General features: G+C 72.3%; 16 protein-coding genes. 7 read left to right on the top strand and 9 right to left on the bottom strand.

Going from position 1 to position 19,090, the window contains the following annotated elements; all coding sequences use genetic code 11:
* Positions 1-73: 73 nt before the first annotated feature.
* The gene (locus tag ACFPIJ_RS45230; RefSeq protein WP_380125469.1) at positions 74-670 is read left to right on the top strand and encodes a TetR/AcrR family transcriptional regulator; all 597 of its coding nucleotides are present in this window, start codon (positions 74-76) and stop codon (positions 668-670) included.
* Between the two features lie 45 nt (positions 671-715).
* Here ACFPIJ_RS45230 and ACFPIJ_RS45225 read toward each other — a convergent pair whose 3' ends face one another.
* From ACFPIJ_RS45225 to ACFPIJ_RS45185, 9 genes are all read right to left on the bottom strand, one after another.
* On the bottom strand, positions 716-3,139 hold the full coding sequence (locus tag ACFPIJ_RS45225; RefSeq protein ID WP_380125468.1) for a glycoside hydrolase family 2 protein: 2,424 nt from the start codon (positions 3,137-3,139) through the stop codon (positions 716-718).
* Positions 3,140-3,255: 116 nt separating this feature from the next.
* Positions 3,256-4,332 (bottom strand): LacI family DNA-binding transcriptional regulator, encoded by a 1,077-nt coding sequence (locus ACFPIJ_RS45220; RefSeq protein ID WP_380125466.1) that lies wholly within the window; start codon positions 4,330-4,332, stop codon positions 3,256-3,258.
* Positions 4,333-4,374: 42 nt separating this feature from the next.
* Entirely contained in the window at positions 4,375-5,646 is a 1,272-nt protein-coding gene (locus tag ACFPIJ_RS45215) for an LLM class flavin-dependent oxidoreductase (protein ID WP_380125464.1), read from the bottom strand.
* Positions 5,643-6,455, bottom strand: a complete 813-nt coding sequence (locus tag ACFPIJ_RS45210; RefSeq protein WP_380125462.1) for an LLM class flavin-dependent oxidoreductase — start codon at positions 6,453-6,455, stop codon at positions 5,643-5,645. The genes ACFPIJ_RS45215 and ACFPIJ_RS45210 overlap by 4 nt, the downstream gene beginning before the upstream one ends.
* A complete protein-coding gene (locus ACFPIJ_RS45205; protein WP_380125460.1) occupies positions 6,455-7,153 on the bottom strand; it encodes a GNAT family N-acetyltransferase in 699 nt (232 codons plus the stop codon). The genes ACFPIJ_RS45210 and ACFPIJ_RS45205 overlap by 1 nt, the downstream gene beginning before the upstream one ends.
* Before the next feature lie 13 nt (positions 7,154-7,166).
* Complete coding sequence (locus tag ACFPIJ_RS45200) at positions 7,167-8,762, bottom strand: dipeptide ABC transporter ATP-binding protein (RefSeq protein WP_380125458.1); 1,596 nt, start codon at positions 8,760-8,762, stop codon at positions 7,167-7,169.
* Between the two features lies 1 nt (position 8,763).
* Positions 8,764-9,648, bottom strand: coding sequence for an ABC transporter permease (locus ACFPIJ_RS45195; protein ID WP_380125456.1), 885 nt, complete (start codon positions 9,646-9,648; stop codon positions 8,764-8,766).
* A gap of 6 nt (positions 9,649-9,654) precedes the next feature.
* Positions 9,655-10,575, bottom strand: coding sequence for an ABC transporter permease (locus tag ACFPIJ_RS45190; protein ID WP_380125454.1), 921 nt, complete (start codon positions 10,573-10,575; stop codon positions 9,655-9,657).
* Between the two features lie 2 nt (positions 10,576-10,577).
* The gene (locus ACFPIJ_RS45185) at positions 10,578-12,200 is read right to left on the bottom strand and encodes an ABC transporter substrate-binding protein (protein ID WP_380125452.1); all 1,623 of its coding nucleotides are present in this window, start codon (positions 12,198-12,200) and stop codon (positions 10,578-10,580) included.
* A gap of 216 nt (positions 12,201-12,416) precedes the next feature.
* Here ACFPIJ_RS45185 and ACFPIJ_RS45180 point away from each other — a divergent pair, with 216 nt between their 5' ends.
* From ACFPIJ_RS45180 to ACFPIJ_RS45155, 6 genes are read left to right on the top strand one after another with little or no spacing between them, the layout of a single operon-like run.
* On the top strand, positions 12,417-13,262 hold the full coding sequence (locus tag ACFPIJ_RS45180; RefSeq protein WP_380125450.1) for a glutathione S-transferase C-terminal domain-containing protein: 846 nt from the start codon (positions 12,417-12,419) through the stop codon (positions 13,260-13,262).
* Complete coding sequence (locus ACFPIJ_RS45175) at positions 13,259-14,413, top strand: LLM class flavin-dependent oxidoreductase (RefSeq protein ID WP_380125448.1); 1,155 nt, start codon at positions 13,259-13,261, stop codon at positions 14,411-14,413. Before ACFPIJ_RS45180 ends, ACFPIJ_RS45175 begins: the two co-directional genes overlap by 4 nt.
* Positions 14,410-15,747 carry an NtaA/DmoA family FMN-dependent monooxygenase gene (locus ACFPIJ_RS45170; RefSeq protein ID WP_380125446.1) on the top strand — a complete coding sequence of 446 codons (1,338 nt, stop codon included), beginning with the start codon at positions 14,410-14,412 and terminating at the stop codon, positions 15,745-15,747. Before ACFPIJ_RS45175 ends, ACFPIJ_RS45170 begins: the two co-directional genes overlap by 4 nt.
* Positions 15,740-16,822, top strand: a complete 1,083-nt coding sequence (locus ACFPIJ_RS45165) for an LLM class flavin-dependent oxidoreductase (RefSeq protein ID WP_380125444.1) — start codon at positions 15,740-15,742, stop codon at positions 16,820-16,822. The genes ACFPIJ_RS45170 and ACFPIJ_RS45165 overlap by 8 nt, the downstream gene beginning before the upstream one ends.
* Positions 16,819-17,853 (top strand): LLM class flavin-dependent oxidoreductase, encoded by a 1,035-nt coding sequence (locus ACFPIJ_RS45160; RefSeq protein WP_380125442.1) that lies wholly within the window; start codon positions 16,819-16,821, stop codon positions 17,851-17,853. Before ACFPIJ_RS45165 ends, ACFPIJ_RS45160 begins: the two co-directional genes overlap by 4 nt.
* Positions 17,854-17,855: 2 nt before the next feature.
* Positions 17,856-18,974, top strand: a complete 1,119-nt coding sequence (locus ACFPIJ_RS45155; RefSeq protein ID WP_380125440.1) for an LLM class flavin-dependent oxidoreductase — start codon at positions 17,856-17,858, stop codon at positions 18,972-18,974.
* Positions 18,975-19,090 lie beyond the last annotated feature (116 nt).

The following is a 19,090-nucleotide window of genomic DNA, read 5'->3' as shown; positions in this document are numbered from 1 at the left end:
GGAATCATTTCCGCTTTCGCGTCCCAGACTAAGTGGAACTTGTTCCACTTACAAGGGATGGGAGGATCGTCACGTGCAACCACTGCCCATGGCCGGCCAGCCACCCGCGGAGCGGGCCGACGCCGCCCGCAACCGGCAGCGGCTCATCGACGCCGCTCACCGGATCGTCGCCGCAAAGGGCGTGGCCGGCCTGGCGCTGGACGAGGTCGCCCGGGAGGCCGGCGTCGGCGTGGGCACCGCGTACCGGCGCTTCGGGGATCTGAGCGGCCTCGCGTACACGCTGATGGAGGGCCACGAGATCCGCTTTCAGGAGGCGTTCCTCGCCGGCCCGCCACCCCTCGGCCCGGGCGCGCCGCCGGATGCCCGGATCCGGGCGTTCCTGCACGCGCTGCTGGACCTGCAACGCGACCAGTGGGAGCTGCGGCTGCTCGCCACGACCACGACGGCGCAGGGGTTCGGCAGCGGCCCGTACAAGACCTATCACCTGCACCTGGTCAACCTGATGGGCGAGCTCGGCGGGCCGCACGACGCCGCCTACATGGCCAGCGTGCTGCTCGCCCTGCTCCAGCCCGTGGTGCTCGACCATCAGCAGCGGGCGCTCGGCCTCGACCCGGACCGGGTCAGGACCGGCCTGGACGTCGTTCTCGATGCCCTGGTGCTGCACCGCTGACGCCGCCCACCCGGGCCGGCACCCGGCCCGGGAAGGCGGCGTGGATCAGCGGGGGATGAGGTCGTTGGCGGTGCGCAGGACCGGTGCGGTGCGCCAGGCCGGGTCGTCCGCGGCCGGCAGTGCCGCCCCGGTGACCTGCAGGGTGACGGTCTCGCCGGGCAGCAGCGTCACGAGCTGCTCGTCGACGGTTGCCGCCGGGTCGAGCCGGTCCGCGAACAGGGTCAGATCACGCACGAACGTGCGGGCGGTGACCTCGACCGTGGCGCCGCCGGCGGTGGGGTGGACCACCACGTCGACGGACGCCGCCGGGTAGGCGAGGTCGACGTCCTCGCCGAAGTACCAGGTGGCGCCGTCGGCGACGATGAGCTCCCGGGCCGGGTCGTCGGGGGTGGTGACGTCGGGCGGCAGCGGCACGGCAACGGTGCCGCCAGCGGGCACGTCGACGGTGAGCGTCGCCTTCGCGCGAGGGTCGCCATTGAAGGAGACCCGGCGGACGTCGACCTGCGCCTGCCACGCCGTGGTGGTGTCGTTGACGGCGATCAGCGTGGGCACGCCGGAGCGGGGCTGGATGGTGAGGAACTGCGAAGCGTACGCCCGGCGCAGCGCGTACCAGAGCGGCTTGCGCCGGCCGTCGCCGTCCACCGCGGACCAGGACGTGACCGGCCAGTTGTCGTTGAGCTGCCACAGCACCGTGCCCATGCACAGCGGGCGGAGGGAGCGGAAGTGCGAGATGCCGAACGTGATCGCGCGGGCCTGGTTGAGCTGGGTCGCCCAGTGCCAGTCGTCGAACCCCGGCGGCAGCGGGAAGTGGCCGGTGAGGCCGGCGGCGAGCTTGCCGTTGCCGCCGGCGGCCTTCTGGTGGTGCAGGATCCCGGGTGAGGCCGGGGTCAGCGGCTCGTCGGACACGGCGCGGCGCAGGGTCGCGAACGCCGGCGGGGCCTGGAAACCGAACTCGGCGAGGAACCGGGGGTGGTAGGTGGCGTAGTGCCGGTAGTCATGGGTGTTCCAGACGGTCCAGATGTGGCTGGTGCCGTGCGCCGGGTCGTTCGGGTGGATCGCGTCGGTGCCGGACCAGGGGTTGCCGGGCCAGTACGGCCGGGTCGGGTCGACCGCGGCGACGATCCCCGGCAGCACGTCGAAGTAGTAGCCGGCGCCCCAGCTGCGCCCGGCGAGGGGCTCCTGCCAGTCCCAGTCCTGGAAGCCCCAGATGTTCTCGTTGTTGCCGACCCACATCACCAGGCTCGGATGCGACATGAGCCGCAGCACCTGCTCGTGCGCCTCGGCGGCCACCTCCGACCCGAGCGGCTCCTCCTCCGGGTAGGCGGCGCACGCGAACAGGAAGTCCTGCCCCACGAGCAGTCCCTGGCCGTCGCAGAGGTCGTAGAAGTCGTCGCTCTCGTATCGGCCGCCGCCCCAGACCCGCAGGTAGTTCACGCCCGCGTCGATCGCCTGGCCGATCCGGGCGGCGTAGCGCGGACGGTCCACCCGGGTCACGAACGCGTCGTCGGGGATCCAGTTGACCCCCCGCACGAACACCGGCACCCCGTTCACGACCAGGATGAAGGCGGTCCCGTCGGCGTCCGCGGTGGTGTCGATCTCGACGGTGCGGAACCCGACCCGCCGCTGCCACGCGTCGACCACCGACGCGTCGGCGCGCAGGGTGACATCCAGCTCGTACCGGTCCGGACTGCCGAACCCGCGCGGCCACCAGAGCCGCACGTCCGGCACGGTGACCGTGACCACAGCCGAGGTCTCGCCCGCCGCGATGGTGGCCGTCGCGGTGACCCCCGCGACCGTGGCGGTGACGGTCAGCGGCTCGTCGCCGGCGCGTTCGACCGTGACGTGCACGTCGACGATCCCGTCGGTGCCGTCGACGGTGACGAGGGGCCGGACCTCCGCGAGGCGCGCCACCGACCACGAGTGCAACCCGATCGACTGCCAGATCCCGGCCGTGACCAGGGTCGGGCCCCAGTCCCAGCCGAAGTTCGACGCCATCTTTCGGATGTACTGGAACGGCTCGTCATACGCGTTCGGCCGCTCTCCGACCGCGTCCCGGACCGCCAGCGCATAGTCGTAGGCGGAGTCGAACCGGACCTCGAGGTGGTTCCCGGTCGGGCGCAGCGCCTCGCGGACGTCGAACCGGTAGCTCCGGTGCATGTTCGCGGTCCGGCCCAGCTCGATCCCGTTGAGCGTGACCGTCGCCACCGTGTCCAGGCCGTCGGCCACCAGCTCCACCCGATCCCCGGTGAGCGCGGCGTCGAACGTCGTCTCGTACACCCAGGGGGTCCGGCCGATCCAGGCCAGCTCCAGCTCGTTCGCGTCCAGGTACGGATCCGGGATCAGCCCGGCATCCAGCAGGTCCGTGTGCACGCAACCCGGCACGGTGGCCGGGACGGGGCCGTCGCCGAGCGGGGCCGGTCCGGCCGCGCGCAGGGTCCACCCGGAATGGAGAGGACGCAGGACTGGCATGTAGGCTCCCGTGATCACGACCCGCACTGAAGCGGATAAGTAGGCGAAGCACGACCCTAAAACGCAGGTGTTAGGAGTGTCAACAGTAGCTTGCTGAACCGCTTGCGAACGCAGGGTCAGGCAGAGCGGCCGGCGCGCAGCGGCCGGGTCGACTGGCGCGCCGTCAGGATCCCCGGCTGCATCGTCACGTGGCTGACCTCGCCGCCGTTGATCGTCGCGAGCAGGGCCCGCGCGGCGAGCTCCGCCTGGTGCGCCGGCGTCTGCTGCACGGCGGTGATCGCGGGCACGGTGATCTGGCACAGGTCCGAGTCGTCCCAGGCGACGACCGACACGTCCTCCGGCACCGACAGGCCCATCTCGTGCGCCACCTTCAGCGACGCGGCGGCCATCACGTCGTTGTCGAACACGACAGCGGTCGGCGGCTCGGCGCCGCTCATCAGCTCGCGCATCGCGCGCATGCCGTCCACGGCGCTGTAGTTGGTGTAGACCACGCGATACCGGGAGCGGTCCAGGCCCGAGTGGTCGAGCGCGTCCAGGTACGCGGCGTCGCGCTGCCCGGTGTGGAACAGCTCCTCGGTGCCGGCGACCCGGGCGATCGTGCGGTGCCCGAGGGCCCGCAGGTAGCCGACGATGGCGCGGGCGGTGCCGGACACGTCGGCGTCGACCGTGCTGCAGCCCTCGAGCCCCGGCTTGCCGCCGATGACGGCCGCAGGCAGGCCGATCTCGACCAGGGCGTCCAGGCGCGGGTCGTCCTTGCGTAGGTCGGTGAGGATCACGCCGTCGACGTGCCGGCCGGCCCACCACTTGCGGTACACGTCGATGGTGTCGTCGATCCGGTCGACCAGGTGCAGCACCAGGGCGATGTCGTTGCGGTTGAGCTCGGCCTCGACCCCGCTGAGCATCTGCGTGAACCAGGAGTCGACGATCATCACCCGCGGCGGGCGGACCAGGACCAGCCCGACCGCGTTCGCCCTGGCGGTGCCGAGCGAACGGGCGGCGATGTTCGGCGCCCAGCCGAGGTCCCGCGCGGCGGCGAGGACGCGCGCGCGGGTCTGCTCGGACACGCCGGGCCGGTTGTTGAGCGCATAGGACACCGCGGCCTCGGACACCCCGGCGTGGACGGCGACCTGGCGGATCGTGACCCGCGCCTGGCCGGCCGCCTCTGCGCCGGTGTCCTTCGCTGCTGCGGCCACCTGTGCTCCCTTTCTCCGTGCACTGCACGTGAGGGTACAGGCTCACCCGGGCGGGAGTTCCAGATGCTCGCGGAGCGTGCTGCCCTCGTACGCGGTCCGGTACACGCCGCGCTCCTGCAGCTGCGGCACGAGCCGGTCCACGATGTCCTCCACGGTGCCCGGCAGCAGCTGCGGCAGCAGGTTGAACCCGTCCACGGCGCGGTCCCGCACGTATCGGGTCCATTCGTCGGCGACCTGGCCGGGCGTGCCGACGAACGCGTTGTGCCGCGGCGTCACCTCGATGACCAGGTCCCGGATCGACAGGCCGCGTTCGGCGGAGAGCTTGCGCCAACCGGCGATGCGCTCCAGCTTGCCGGTGCGCAGCTCGATCGGGATCGTGCCGCGCGACGGGTCCAGCTCCCCGTCGGCCGGGTCGATGTCCGGCAGCGGACCGTCGGGGTCGTAGCCGGACAGGTCCTTGCCCCAGTACTGCTCGAGGAAGGCGATCGCGCGCGGCCCGGTGGTCTGCTCGCGATCGATCCACCGGGCCCGCTCCCGGGCCTCGTCGGGGGTGTCGCCGAGCACCACTGAGGCGCCGGGCAGGATCCGCAGCGAGTCCGGGGACCGGCCGTGCCGGGCCAGCCGGGCGCGGAGGTCGGCGGCGTAGGCGACCGCCTTGTCGTAGTCGGTGTTGGCGGAGAAGACCACGTCGGCGTGGCGGGCCGCGAGCTCCCGGCCGCCGTCGGAGTCGCCGGCCTGGAACAGCACCGGCCGCCCCTGCGGGCTCGGCGCGACGCCGCCGGTGGCGTCCAGGGTGACGAGATCGCCGTCGAGGCTGACGCGTTCGTTGCGCCACAACGCCTTCGCCGTCTCCACGAACGCGGTGGCCCGCTCGTAGCGGCGTGCGTGCGGCAGCCAGCCGCCGTGCCGGAAGTTCTCCCCGGTCCACGCGTTGTCGGTGGTCACGATGTTCCAGCCGGCCCGGCCGCCGGAGACCGCGTCCAGCGACGCGAGGCGGCGGGCCAGGTCCGCCGGGTAGTTGTAGGTCGTGTTCTGGGTGGCGACCAGCCCGATGTGGGTGGTCTCCGCGGCGAGCGCGGCGAGCTGCGTGATGGCGTCGGGCCGCCCGGCGACGTCGAGGTCGTAGACGGTGCCGCGGTTCTCGCGGACCCGCAGCCCCTCGCCGAGGAAGAACGCGTCGAACAGGCCGCGCTCCAGGGTCCGCACGACGTGCCGGAACGTGTCGATGTGGGTGTGGTCGGCGAAGTCCGGCTCGGTCCACAGCAGGTTGGGACCGACGCCGGTGAAGAACACACCCAGGTGCAACCGGGTCATGCGGTCACCTCGTAACGGTTCGTGGGCCGGGGGAGGCCGAGGGTCTCCCGCAGCGTCGGGCGATGCTCACCACGCGCGGTGAGCAACGGGCCGCCGCGGAAATGCACGCCGTCAACCACGCCGTGCGCGACAACGGGGTCGAACGAGGCGGGCACGTCGGCGAAGACGAGCGCCGCGCCGGCGGCGCGGGCGGCAGCGGCCCGGGTGGCGAGCTCGCCGCGATCCGTGGCCGCGACCAGCGCGACGTCCAGACCGGTGACGCCGAGGGTGTCGGCGCCGATCACGACCACCTGCCCCTGCGGCGGGCGCGGCGTGATGAGCGGCCCCACGACGGAGAACGACGATCCTTCGAAGTTCACGTGGTGCACCTTGCGCGGGTCCAGGAACCGGCCGGTCGGCACGTCCCGGATGACCGCGCCGTCCTCCCACGAGTCCCACAGCCGGCGGGCGACCTCGACCACGTCGGCGACCTCGCCCTCGCCGACCCCCGTGCGGCCGACGGTGGCGAGGTCCGCCGGTGCCGTGGTGGCACCGACGACCCAGCCGGCCCGGCCGAGCGACGCGTGGTCGAGACTGGCGAGCTGGGTGGCGAGGTGGAACGGCTCGGTGGTGGTGGCGTGCAACGTGGGCGCCAGCCCGATCCGGGTGGTGCGGCGGGCCAGGAACGCGGCCCTGACCCCGGCCTCCACCCCGGCCCGCCGCGGCGAGTCGGGGAACGTCACGAACGCGTACCCGGCGCGTTCCGCGTCCAGCACAGCCGCTTCCAGGGCCGCGAGGTCCGGCGCGTCGATCTCGATGGCGTAGCGCATCAGGCCGCGTCTCCCACGAGTGCGTCGGACGGGATCCGCACCGCGCGGAACGTGGTGCGCCGGCGCAGCTCGAAGCCGATCGACTCATACAGCCGGATCGCGTTGGTGTTCGTCGCCGCGGCGTGCAGGAACGGGTGCTCGCCGCGGGCGCGGATGCCGTGCGCGACGGCCCGCACCAGCCGGGTGGCGAGGCCCTGGCCGCGGTGTTCGGCGTCGGTGCACACCGCGGAGATCTCGGTCCAGCCGGGCGGGTGCAGCCGCTCACCGGCGAGGGCGATGAGCTTGCCGTCGCGGCGGATCCCGAGATACGTGCCGAGCTCGATCGTGCGCTGCCGGAACGGCCCGGGCTGGGTGCGTTCGACCAGGTCGAGGATCTCCGGCACGTCGGCGGCGGTCAGCCGGACCGCCTCCGGGTCCGGCCGGGCCTCCAGTGCGACGTCGAGCAGCTGCACGCCGCCGGCCTCCAGGACCACCTCCCAGTCCGCCGGCGGGGGCGGCACGGTGCCGGTGAGGGTGACCACGGCGCCGGGCCCGGCCAGCGCCGCCACGTCGGCCCAGACGCCGGCGCCGGCGTCCGGGGCGACGGTGATGAACGGGGCGACGTCGACCTGGTAGCGGACGGCGTCACCCACCCGCTCGGCGAGGTGCTGGTGCGCTCCATTGAGGGAGGCCCACACCGGGTTGTCGAGGATGTGCATGTGGTTTCTCCGGTCAGCCGGTCAGGATGGGAAGTGCGGCGAGCAAGGTCTGCGTGTACGGGTGCTCCGGCCTGGCGAAGACCTCCTCGACCGGGCCCTGCTCGACGACCCGGCCGTCGTGCATGACGAGGACCCGGTCCGCCAGGTGGTGGATGACGCCGAGGTCGTGGGAGATGAACAGCAGCGCCGTGCCGTCGGCGGCGCGCAGGTCGGCGAGGAGGTCGAGGACCTGCGCCTGGACCGACACGTCCAGCGCGGACACCGGCTCGTCGCAGACCAGGACGTCGGGCCGGGGGCCGACGGCGCGGGCGATCGCGACCCGCTGGCGCTGCCCGCCGGACAGCTCCCGTGGGTGGCGGCGCAGGTGCGCGGCGCCGAGCCCGACCCGTTCGAGCAGCTCCACGACCCGGTCCCGGCGGGCCGCCCCGCGCAGGTCCAGGGGCTCCGCGACGAGCTTCTCCACCGTGTACCGCGGATCGAACGAGCTCAGCGGGTCCTGCGAGACGACCTGCAGCCGCCGCCGGTCCGGGCGCCGCCGCCGCTCGGGCACGCCGGTCCACCGCGTCTGTCCGAGGTGGACGGTGCCGCCGTCGGGTTCGAGGAGGCCGAGCGCGATGCGGGCCACGGTGGTCTTTCCCGAGCCGGACTCGCCGACGACGCCGAGGATCTCGCCGCGGGCGAGGGTGAAGCTCACGTCGTCGACGGCGTGCCGGGTGCCGAAGCGCTTGTGCAGCCCGTCGGCGCGCAGCACGGTCTGTCCGGGGTCGATGGCCGGCGCCGGCAGCGGCGAACGGGTCGTGGTGCTGAGCCGGTGCCCGCGGGAGGCGGCGGTCGGCACGGCCGCGAGGAGCATCCGGGTGTAGTCGTGCTCGGGCGCGGTGAGGATCTGCTGCGTCGGGCCCTGCTCGACGATGATCCCGTCGCGCATGACGAGGACCCGGTCGGCGATCCCGGCGACCACCGCCAGGTCGTGGCTGACCAGCAGCAGCGTCGAACCGGCCGCGCGGCGCTCGGCGAGCAGCCGCAGCAGCTGCGCCTGGACGGTCACGTCCAGGGCGGTGGTCGGCTCGTCCGCGATGAGCAGCGGCGGGTCGGCGGCGATCGCCGAGGCGATCAGGGCGCGCTGGCGCAGCCCGCCGGACAGCTGGTGCGGATACTGCCGGGCGCGTTCCGCCGGCTCGGGCACGTGCACCGCGTCGAGCAGCGCGGCGACCTGCGCGTCGCGGGTGGCGGCGGTCCCGACCCGGTGGGTGCGCAGCACCTCGCCGATCTCCTGCCCGACCGTGTTGAGCGGGTCGAGGGAGACGAGGGCGTCCTGCAGGACCAGCCCGGCGACCCGGCCGCGCAGGCGGCGCCAGTCCCGGTCGGTGTAGCCGCTGGTGTCGCGGCCGTCGACCTCGAGGGTGGCGGCCCGCACGGCGGCGCCGGGGCCGGCGAGGCCGACGAGGCTGCGGGCGGTGACGCTCTTGCCCGAGCCGCTCTCCCCGACGATCGCGACGCACTCGCCGCGCTCGACGGTGAAGCTGATGCCGCGCACGGCGTGCACGGGACCGGTGCCGCTGCCTGGGAAGGTGACGTGCAGGTCGGTGACGGTGACGAGCGGGGGCATGTCAGCGCCTTCCTTCGAAGCGGCGTTGCAGCCGCCGGCCGACGGCGGTCAGCGAGATGACGGTGATGGTGAGGGTCGCGCCCGGCAGGATCGCCGCCCACCAGGCGACCCGCAGGTAGTTGCGGCTCTCGGAGAGCATCGCGCCCCACTCCGGCGACGGCGGTTGCGGGCCCATGCCGAGGAACGACAGCGCGGAGGCGTTGACGATCGCGCTGCCCAGCCCGATCGTGGCGAGGATCGGCAGCGGGCCCAGCACGTTGGGCAGGATGTGCCGCCACACCAGGCGGGTCCGGGACAGGCCGAACGTGACCGCCTGTTCGACGTAGCCGGACCGGCGGACCAGCAGCGTCTGGGCGCGCACGATCCGGCCGTACCGCGGCGCGAACGCCAGGGCGATGGCCATGATGAGACTCGGGGTGCCCGGCTCGGTGAACGCGATGAACAGCAGCGCGAGCAACACCTCGGGAAACGCCGACAGCACGTCGAGCGCGCGGCTGAGGACCTCGTCGACGGCGCGCGGGGACAGTCCGGCGACGAGGCCGAGGATGCCGCCGGAGAGCACCGACAGCAGCGTCGAGATGACGCCGATGCTGAGAGAGTACCGGGCACCGTGCACGACCCTGGTGAAGACGTCGCGGCCGAGCTGGTCGGTGCCGAACCAGTGCGCGCCGCTCGGCCCCTCAAGGGCGTGGAACGGGTCGGCGGCGAGCGGGTCGGTGCCGGTGAGCAGCCGCGGCGCGGCGGCGGCCACGGCGACGAGCAGCAGCACCACCCCCGCGGCCACCAGCCCCGGCGCGAACCTCCGGCCGTGCGACGGCGCCGGGTCCGGGGCCGGGGCGAGCGCCGTCACCGGCGACGTGGCCTGTTCGGGCAGGGCGATCGACATGACGGGTCAGCCTTTCCGCAGGCGCGGGTCGATGAGCAGATACGCCAGGTCCGCGAGGGTGCTGAGCACCACGTAGATGGCGGCGGCGAGCATCACGACGGCGAGGACCACCGGAATGTCCTTGTTGCCGACCGCTTCCGTGGCGACCTCGCCGAGACCGGGCCGGCCGAAGACCCGCTCGACGATGACGGCGGCGCTGAGCAGGAACCCGATCAGGGTCCCGGCCAGGGTCACCGCCGGCAGCAGCGCGTGGCGCAGGGCGTGCCGCCACAGCAGGGCGAACCGGGTCAGGCCACGGGCCCGGGCGGTCACCGCGAACGGTTCGTCCAGGGCCCGTTCCAGACCTTCGCGGATGACCTGGCTGAGCAGCCCGCCGATCGGCAGCGCGAGGGCCACGGCCGGCAGCACCAGCGCGGACGCGTCCCGGTCGCCGGAGACCGGGAACCAGCCGAGCTGGAAGGAGAACACGCTCAGCAGCAGGATGCCGATGAGGAACCCGGGCGCGGACACGATGGACAGTTCGATGCCGGAGACGAGGCCGCGCAGCCAGCGGGCCCGCCCGGCGGTGACGATCGCGAGGCCGACGGCGATGACGGCGCTGAACGCGGTGGCCAGGAGGGTCAGCTTCACCGTCGGCCAGACCTGGCTGCCGATGATGTCCACGACCGGGCGTTGCAGCACGTAGGAGCGGCCGAAGTCGCCGTGCAGCAGCCGCCACAGGTAGTCGAGGTACTGCACGACCGCCGGCCGGTCGAGGCCGAGGTCCCTGGCGATCTGGGCGCGGATCTGCGGGGTGTCCGGGCCGTCGCCGACGAGCGTGTCGACGGTGTCGCCCGGGGCGAGCCGCAGCGCGAGGTAGGCCGCGGAGGCGGCGGCCCAGAGGACCACCGCCCCGCTGCCGAGCCGCCTGAGGATCGGCTTCAGCATCGTTACTTGCCGATCCACACGTTGTAGGCGCTGCCGGGCACGCCCGCGGTCGGCTCGAAGCCCACCCCGCCGACCTTCTTCTGCGCCGCGATCTGGTCGGCAGGTGCATACAGCGGCAGCACGACCGCCTGGTCGGTGTAGACCTTCTGGATGGTCGAGTACGCCGCCTTGCGCTTGGCCGGGTCGCTGCTGGCCTGCGCCTCGACGATCAGCTTCTCCAGCTCGGGGTCGGAGAAGCCGTGCCGGTTGATCGGGGCGCCCTTCGGCACGATCAGGTTGAGCGCGGCGCCGGCCTCGGTGTCGGCGCGGGAGTTTTCGAAGACCTCGAACTCGCCCTTGGCCAGGGCGTCCGCGGCGGTGCCCTGGTCGACGACCTTGACCTGCAGGTCGATGCCGGCGCTCTGCTTCACCGCGGCCTGCACGGCCTGGGCGAGGATGTCGCGCTTGTCCCGCACGAACGGCGCCGACAGCACGATCCGGGCGGTGAGCCGCTTGCCGTCCTTGGTGCGGAAGCCCTCGCTGTCCTTCGTGCTCCAGCCGGCCTCGTCGAGCAGCTTGTTGGCCTCGGCCGGGTTGTTGCCGTAGGTCTTCTCGACCGACGCCTCGTAGAACGGGCCGGACGGGCTCAGGATGCTCCACGCCCGGGTCGCGGTGCCGCGGTACACCCCCTGCAGGACCGCGTCGACGTCGACCGCGTCCCGGAACGCCTTGCGGACCCGGATGTCGTCGAACGGCGCGTGCGTCTGGTTGAAGTAGAGGTTGTACGCGGTGCCACTGTTGAGCTGCTTGGCGAAGGTCAGGTTCGGGTCGCTCTTGACCAGCTCCTGCTCGGTCGCGGGGACCCCCTCGATGACGTCGACCTGGCCGGAGGTCAGGGCGCCGACGCGGACCGAGGACTCCTTGAGGAACCGGTAGGTGATCTCGTCGAGGTAGGCGGGTCCCTGGTGGCCGGCGTTGGACGGGGCCCACGCGTAGGCCGGGTTCTTCTTGTAGTGGACCTCCTGACCCTTCGTGTAGCGGTCCAGGATGAACGGGCCGGTGCCGACGACGGACGGCCCGCCGGCCTTCAGGTCGGGGCTCTTGAGCGACTTCGGCGACACCTGCCCGCCCTGCGGCGAGGCGAAGAAGTCCAGGATGAGCACGTCGGGCTTCTTCAGGTGCACGGCGATCGTCTTCGGGTCGACGACCTCGGCGTCCTTGTAGTTCTTCAGCTGCGTCGAGGCGATGCTCGGCGCGTAGCCGGCGACGAGCAGCTGGTCGAGGTTGGCCTTGACGGCGGCGGCGTCGAACTTGTCGCCGTCGTGGAAGGTGACGCCCTTGCGGAGCTTGAACGTGTAGGTCAGCCCGTCGGCGGACACCTCCCACGACGTCGCCAGCCACGGCAGGTAGCCGCCCTTGTCGTCGTGGGTGAGCAGCGCCTCGAAGCTGTTCCAGACCAGCAGGCGGGCCTTCGCCTGGGCGTACTGGTGCGGGTTGAAGGTGATCGGCTCGGTCTCGATCGCCCAGGTGAGCTTGCCGCCCTGGACGGGCGTGCTGTTGCCGGCGGCGGGGTCCTCGGCGGCGGCGCCGTTGCACCCGCCGAGGAGTAAGGCCGCGACGGCAAGGGACGCAAGGTATCTACGCATGGACATCCTCAAGTGGAGAGTTCGCGACCGGAGTCCGCGACGTTCGGAGCCGCGGGTGGTCAGCGGCGTCTCGTGGGGCCAGTGCAGCAGTGGCTGTGCGTGACTGTCAACGGTCGATGGGCAGTCTTGTCGGCCTTCTCACGTACCTCTGGATAATTCCATATCTTGCACGTAGGATTAGTCGGCTATCTGGCTCCGGATCCACGGAGGACCTCCATGCCGAAATTGCCGCGCTCAAGCCGTCTGGCCAGCCCCGTTGACACGACGGCGTATGGCGAATACCGCATTACGCAACGCCCCGACGACCCCCGCCCGCTGTACCGGTTCGCCGGTCACGTAGTGGATGACCCGCAACCGGGCCGTTACCACCTCTACGCGGGCTGGTTCTGCCCGTGGTCGCAGCGCGTGACGATCGCCCATGCCCTGGCCGGTCTCCGCGACGTCGTCACGGTGTCCTACGTCGACAACGCGCGCGACGGACGCGGCTGGGCGTTCCGGGAGCGCTACGGCCCCGACCCGGTCAACGGCTTCACGCTGCTGCGCCAGGCGTACGAGGCGACCGAGGAGGGCTTCGACGGCCACGTCTCGGTCCCGACGCTGTGGGACCGCGCCACCGCCCAGGTGATCAGCAACGACTTCAAGGGCATCGGCATCGATTTCGCCACCCGCTTCCGGCACCTGGCGACCCCGGTGATCGACACGTACCCGGAGGCGCACCGCGAGGAGATCGAGCAGCTCGACGCGTGGCTCAACCCCGCCGTCAACCGGGGCGCCCCCAACAGCACCGCCTTCCTGGACGCCCTCGGCACCCTCGACGAGCGGCTAGCCACCCGCCGCTACCTGCTCGGGCCCGCGATCACCGAGGCCGACATCCGCCTGTACGTCACCCTCGTGCGCTACGGCAGCGGCCTCGCCGATTTCCCCCACCTGTGGGACTACGCCCGAGATCTCTACACCGTGCCGGCGTTCCGCGACACCACCGACTTCACCACATTTGGGCAGGGCGACGGGGGTCTCGACTGGGACGCCCCCGCGCACCGCCCCGAAGGGATCCCCGCATGAGCGAGTTGCACCTGGCGGTCGCGCTGGACGGCGCGGGGTGGCATCCCGCGGCCTGGCGGGATCCGTCCGCGCTCCCTGATGCGCTCTTCTCCCCGGTGTACTGGTTGAGCCTGGTCCGCCTGGCGGAGCGCGGCAGGCTGGACTTCGTCACCATCGAGGACTCCCTCGGCCTGCAGTCCGGCCATTACGACGGGCTCGACGGGCGGGCCGACCACGTCAAGGGGCGGCTCGACGCGCTGCTCATCGCGGCCCGGGTCGCGCCCGTCACCACGCACATCGGCCTGGTGCCGACGGTTACCGTGACCCACACCGAGCCGTTCCACGTCTCCACCCAGCTCGCCACCCTCGACTACCTGAGCACCGGCCGGGCCGGGTGGCGGGCCCAGGTGTCCGGCCGGCCTTTCGAGGCCGCGCATTTCGGCCGCCGCACCTTCCCGCCGTTGGACCTGGCCCACCTCGACGAGCCCGCGACCCAGGCGCACATCGTCGAGCTGTTCGCGGAGGGCGCCGACCACATCGAGGTGGTCCGCCGGCTCTGGGACAGCTGGGAGGACGACGCCGAGATCCGCGACGTCGCCACCGGCCGGTTCGTCGACCGGGACAAGCTGCACTACATCGATTTCGTCGGCTCGCACTTCAGCGTCAAGGGGCCGTCGATCACGCCGCGCCCGCCGCAGGGCCAGCCGGTCGTCTCCGCCCTCGCCCACAGCCGCGCCGGCTACGAGCTGGACGCCGACATCGTTTACGTGACCCCGACCAGCGTGGCGAACGCGGCCGAGATCGTCACCGAGGTCCGCTCGCTCGGCTCGGCCAAGGTCTTCGCCGACGTCGTGGTGTTCCTCGACCCGGACCGCAAGGCCCGCCTCGACGCGCTCGACGGCGCGCCGTACGCCAGCGACGCCTACGTCTACACCGGCGACGCCGCCGGCCTGGCCGAGCTGTTGCTGTCGTGGCGGGAGACCGGCCTCGACGGGTTCCGGCTGCGCCCCGGCGTGCTGCCCGCCGACCTCTCGGCGATCGTCGACGACCTGCTGCCGCTGCTGCGGGCCGAGGGCGCCTTCCGCACCGACTACACCGCCACCACCCTGCGCGGGCACCTCGGCCTGCCCGCCGCGCAGAACCGCTACGCCCGCACGGAGGTCACCGCATGACGAAGCCACAGAAGCAGGTCGTCCTCGCGGCGCACTTCCCCGGCGTGAACAACACGACGGTGTGGAGCGACCCGGCGGCGGGCAGCCAGATCGCGTTCGAGTCGTTCCGGCGTTTCGCGCAGAGCGCCGAGCGGGGCAAGTTCGACTTCTTCTTCCTCGCCGAAGGCCTCCGCCTGCGCGAGCAGCGCGGCCGCATCCACGACCTGGACGTCGTCGGCCGCCCGGACGCGCTCACCGTCCTCGCCGGCCTCGCCGCGGTCACCACCCACCTCGGGCTCACCGGCACCGTCAACGCCACCTTCAACGAGCCCTACGAACTGGCCCGCAAGCTCGCCTCGCTGGACCATCTGTCCGGCGGCCGGGCCGGCTGGAACGTGGTCACCTCGTCCGACGCGTTCACCGGGGAGAACTTCCGCCGCGGTGGCTACCTCGACCGTGCCGACCGCTACACCCGCGCCGCCGAGGTGCTGCACACCGCCCGCGAACTGTGGGACACCTGGCCCGCGGACGAGGTCGCCGCTGACCGTGCGGCCGGGGTCTTCACCCGCACCGGCGACCCAGGCCACTTCGTCCACAGCGGGCAGCACATCGACATCCAGGGGCACTTCACGGTGCCCCGCAGCCCGCAGGGCCGGCCGCTGATCATCCAGGCCGGCGACTCGGACCCGGGGCGCGAGTTCGCCGCCCGTGACGCGGACGCGATCTTCTCCCGGCACGGCACCCTCGAGTCCGGCAAGGCGTTCTACGCCGACGTCAAGGGCCGCATGGCCCGCCACGGCCGGCACCCCGACCAGCTGAAGATCCTGCCGGCCAGCACGTTCGTGCTCGGTGCCAGCACCGAAGAAGCGGTTGAAAAAGCCCACCACATCCGCCGCCAGCAGGTCAGCCCGCAGACCGCGATCCTGCTGCTGGAGCAGCTGTGGAACAAGGATCTCAGCGACCACGACCCCGACGGGCCGCTGCCGGTCTTCGACCCGGTCCTCGACGACGACTCCATCATCAAGGGCCGCACCCGGCTCTTCGACGACCCCCTGGCGACCGCCCGGCAGTGGCGCGCACTCGCCGCGGAGAAGGGGCTCGGCATCCGTGACCTGATCATCGAGGTGACCGGCCGGCAGACCTTCATCGGCACCCCGGCGAGCGTCGCGGCGACCATCGACGAGTTCGTGCAGAGCGACGCGGCCGACGGCTTCATCCTCGTGCCGCACCTGGTGCCCGGCGGTCTCGACGAGTTCGTCGACGGGGTGGTGCCGCTGCTGCAGGAGCGTGGCGTGTTCCGCACCGACTACACCACCACGACGCTGCGCGGGCACCTCGGGCTCGAGCATGTCTGACCCGGTGTTCCACTGGTTCCTGCCGACCGGTGGCGATGACCACGCGGTGGGTGCCGGCACGCACGGCGGCATCATCGGCGCGCAGGACACCGCGCCGCTGCCGCGCTCCGCCACCCACCGGGCGCCGACCCTGGACTACCTGACCCAGATCGCCCGCGCCGCCGACCAGCTCGGCTACGCCGGCGTGCTCACCCCGACCGGCGTGCACTGCGAGGACGCGTGGCTGACCACCGCCGCGCTGATCGCCGCGACCAGGCGGCTGAAGTTCCTCGTCGCGTTCCGGCCCGGGCTGATCGCGCCGGTCCTGGCCGCGCAGATGGCCGCCACGTTCCAGCGGCTGTCGGAGGGGCGGCTGCTGCTCAACGTCGTCATCGGCAGCAGCGCCGCCGAGCAGCGCGGCTACGGCGACCCCCTGGACCACGACGCCCGCTACGAACGCGCCGGGGAGTTCCTCGACGTGGTGCGCGCCGCCTGGACCGGTTCCCGCTTCGACCACCACGGCGTGCATTTCGACGTCGAGGGCGGGCTGCTGCGCGAGCCACCTTCCGCTGCGCCGACGGTGTATCTCGGCGGGTCGTCGGACGCCGCGATCAAGCTCGCCGCCCGGCACGCCGACGTGTACCTCACCTGGGGCGAACCGGTCGATGCCGTCGCTGCGAAGATCGCGGCGGTCCGGGCCGTCGCCGACCGGCCGCTGCGGTTCGGCATCCGGCTGCACGTCATCACCCGCGCCACCGCCGACGAGGCCTGGGACGCGGCGGATCGCCTGATCGCCGGGCTGGACGACGAGACGATCCGCGAACGCCAGGCGAGCCTGCGCAGCCTCGAGTCCGTCGGCCAGCGCCGGATGCTCGACCTGCACGGCGGAGACCGCGACCGGCTGGTCGTCGCCCCCAACCTGTGGGCCGGCATCGGCCTGGTCCGCGGCGGCGCCGGCACCGCCCTCGTCGGCAGCCACGCCGAGGTCGCCGCCCGCATCGACGAGTACCGCGCCGTGGGCATCGAGGAGTTCATCCTGTCCGGCTATCCGCACCTGGAAGAGGCGTACACGTTCGCTGAAGGGGTCCTGCGTTGAAGTTTCTCGCCATCACCCTGATCGTCACCGACGGTCAGAAAACCGCCCGGGAGCGGCTGCGGGAGGTCGTCGACAACGCGGTCCTCGCCGAGCAGCTCGGCTTCGACGGCTTCGGCGTCGGGGAACGCCACGAACGGCCGTTCATCTCCTCCTCCCCGCCGGTCGTGCTCAGCCACATCGCCGCGCGCACCAGCATCATCAGGCTGTTCACCGCCGTGACGACGCTGAGCCTGCTCGACCCGGTCCGCGCGTTCGAGGACTACTCGACCCTGGACAACCTGTCCGGCGGGCGGCTCGAGCTCATCGTCGGCAAGGGCAACGGCGCCGCGCAGGCCAAGCTGTTCCACGTCACCTCCGACGACCAGTGGGACCGCAACCGCGAGGGCTACGAGCTGTTCACCCAGTTGTGGCGCTCCGAGAAGGTGACCTGGTCCGGCCGCTTCCGCCCGTCGCTGGACGAGGCCGAGGCGTGGCCGCGGCCGCTGCAGCCGAACGTCCGCATCTGGCACGGCAGCGCCACCAGCAAGGCCTCCGTCGAGCTCGCCGCCCAGCACGGCGACCCGCTCTTCTCGGCCAACGTCACCAACCCCGTCGAGCCCTACGCCGAACTGGTCGCCTATTACCGGGAACGGCTCGCCTTCCACGGCCACGACGCCTCGGCGGCGTTGGTCGGCGCCGGCTCCGCCGGGACGTACGTGGCCGAACGGTCCCAGGATGCGATCGACGTCTACCGGCCGATCTTCAACAAGCGCCTGGAGCTGTTCAAACGCGTCGGCGTCGAACCCGTCTTCCACACCCTGGAGGACGCGATCGAACGCAGCTCGATCCTCGTCGGCAGCCCGCAGCAGATCATCGACAAGGTCCACCGGTATCACGAACGGCTCGGCCACGAGGTCATGCACGTGCAGGCCGACGCGGACGGGCTCACCGACAAGCAGCACCGCGGCTCGCTGGAGCTCTTCCAGGCCGAGGTCGCCCCGGTGCTGCGCCGCGAGATCCCCAGTCGCCCGTTCCCACCCTTGGCGGTGTAGTGATGACCGTTCCCCTGTCCATTCTCGACCTCGCCCCGATCAGCTCGGGCAGCGACGCCGGCGCCGCCCTGCGCAACACCGTCGACCTCGCCAAGCGCGCCGAGTCCTTCGGCTACCAGCGCTACTGGGTCGCCGAGCACCACTTCGCCGGCGGCGTGGCCAGCGCCGCACCGGCCGTGCTCATCGGCCTGATCGCCGCCGCCACCGACCGCATCCGGGTCGGCTCTGGCGCGATCCAGGTCGGCCACCAGACGGCCCTGTCCGTCGTGGAGCAGTTCGGCCTGCTCGACGCGGTCTTCCCCGGCCGGTTCGACCTCGGCCTGGGCCGATCCGGCCAGCGCCGCACCGAGGCGCTCGCGGCCCTGTCCACGCCGCCCCCGCCCCCACCGCCCGCGAAGGTCGTCGACGGGCTGCTCATCCCGCCGCCCTTCGACTTCGGCCGGCTCGCCGGGCAACCCCGCTTCGCCCTGTTCGGCGCGCTGTTGCAGCAGCCGGGCGCGGTGTCACCCGACTTCGCCGACGTCGTCGAGGACATCCAGGCCCTGATCGCCGGCACCTACGCCCGCGACGGACTCGACGTGCACGCCACTCCCGGCGAGGGCGCCAAGGTCGAGCTGTGGATCCTGGGCTCCAGCGCCGGGCAGAGCGCCACCGTCGCGGGGGAGCGGGGCCTGCCGTTCGCGGCCAACTACCACGTCGCGCCGGCGAGCGTCCTGGAGGCCGTGTCCGCCTACCGGGCCGCGTTCCGCCCGTCCTCGGTGCTGGACCGCCCGTACGTCGTGGTCTCCGCCGACGTCGTCGTCGCCCCCGACACCGCGACGGCCCGGCACCTCGCCTCGCCCTACCGGCACTGGGTCCGCAGCATCCGCACCGGCGCCGGCGCGATTCCCTTCCCGACCCCGGCCGAGGCCGCCGCCATCCCGTGGACCGACGACGACCAGGCGCTCGTCCAGGATCGCCTCGACACCCAGTTCGTCGGCGACCCGGCCACCGTTGTTTCCCAGTTGCAGACCCTGCAGCGGGCCACCGGCGCCGACGAGTTGCTCGTCACCACCATCACCCACGACCACGCCGACCGCGTGCGCTCCTTCGAGCTGCTCGCCAAGGAGTGGCCCGGCTGATCGTCCTCCGGCCGTTGCGGTTCGGGTAGGGATTCCGACCAGACCTTCAAATATTCACGTTCGCGCAAGGGGACTTTGGGGTTACCGCCCGGCCTTCGGCCGTGCGACAGGGTTGC

Source organism: Dactylosporangium cerinum (assembly GCF_042653625.1).
Taxonomy (GTDB): Bacteria; Actinomycetota; Actinomycetes; order Mycobacteriales; family Micromonosporaceae; genus Dactylosporangium; species Dactylosporangium cerinum.
The sequence above is the reverse complement of the archived record's forward strand: the minus strand, read 5'-3'. Positions and strand labels throughout refer to the sequence as shown.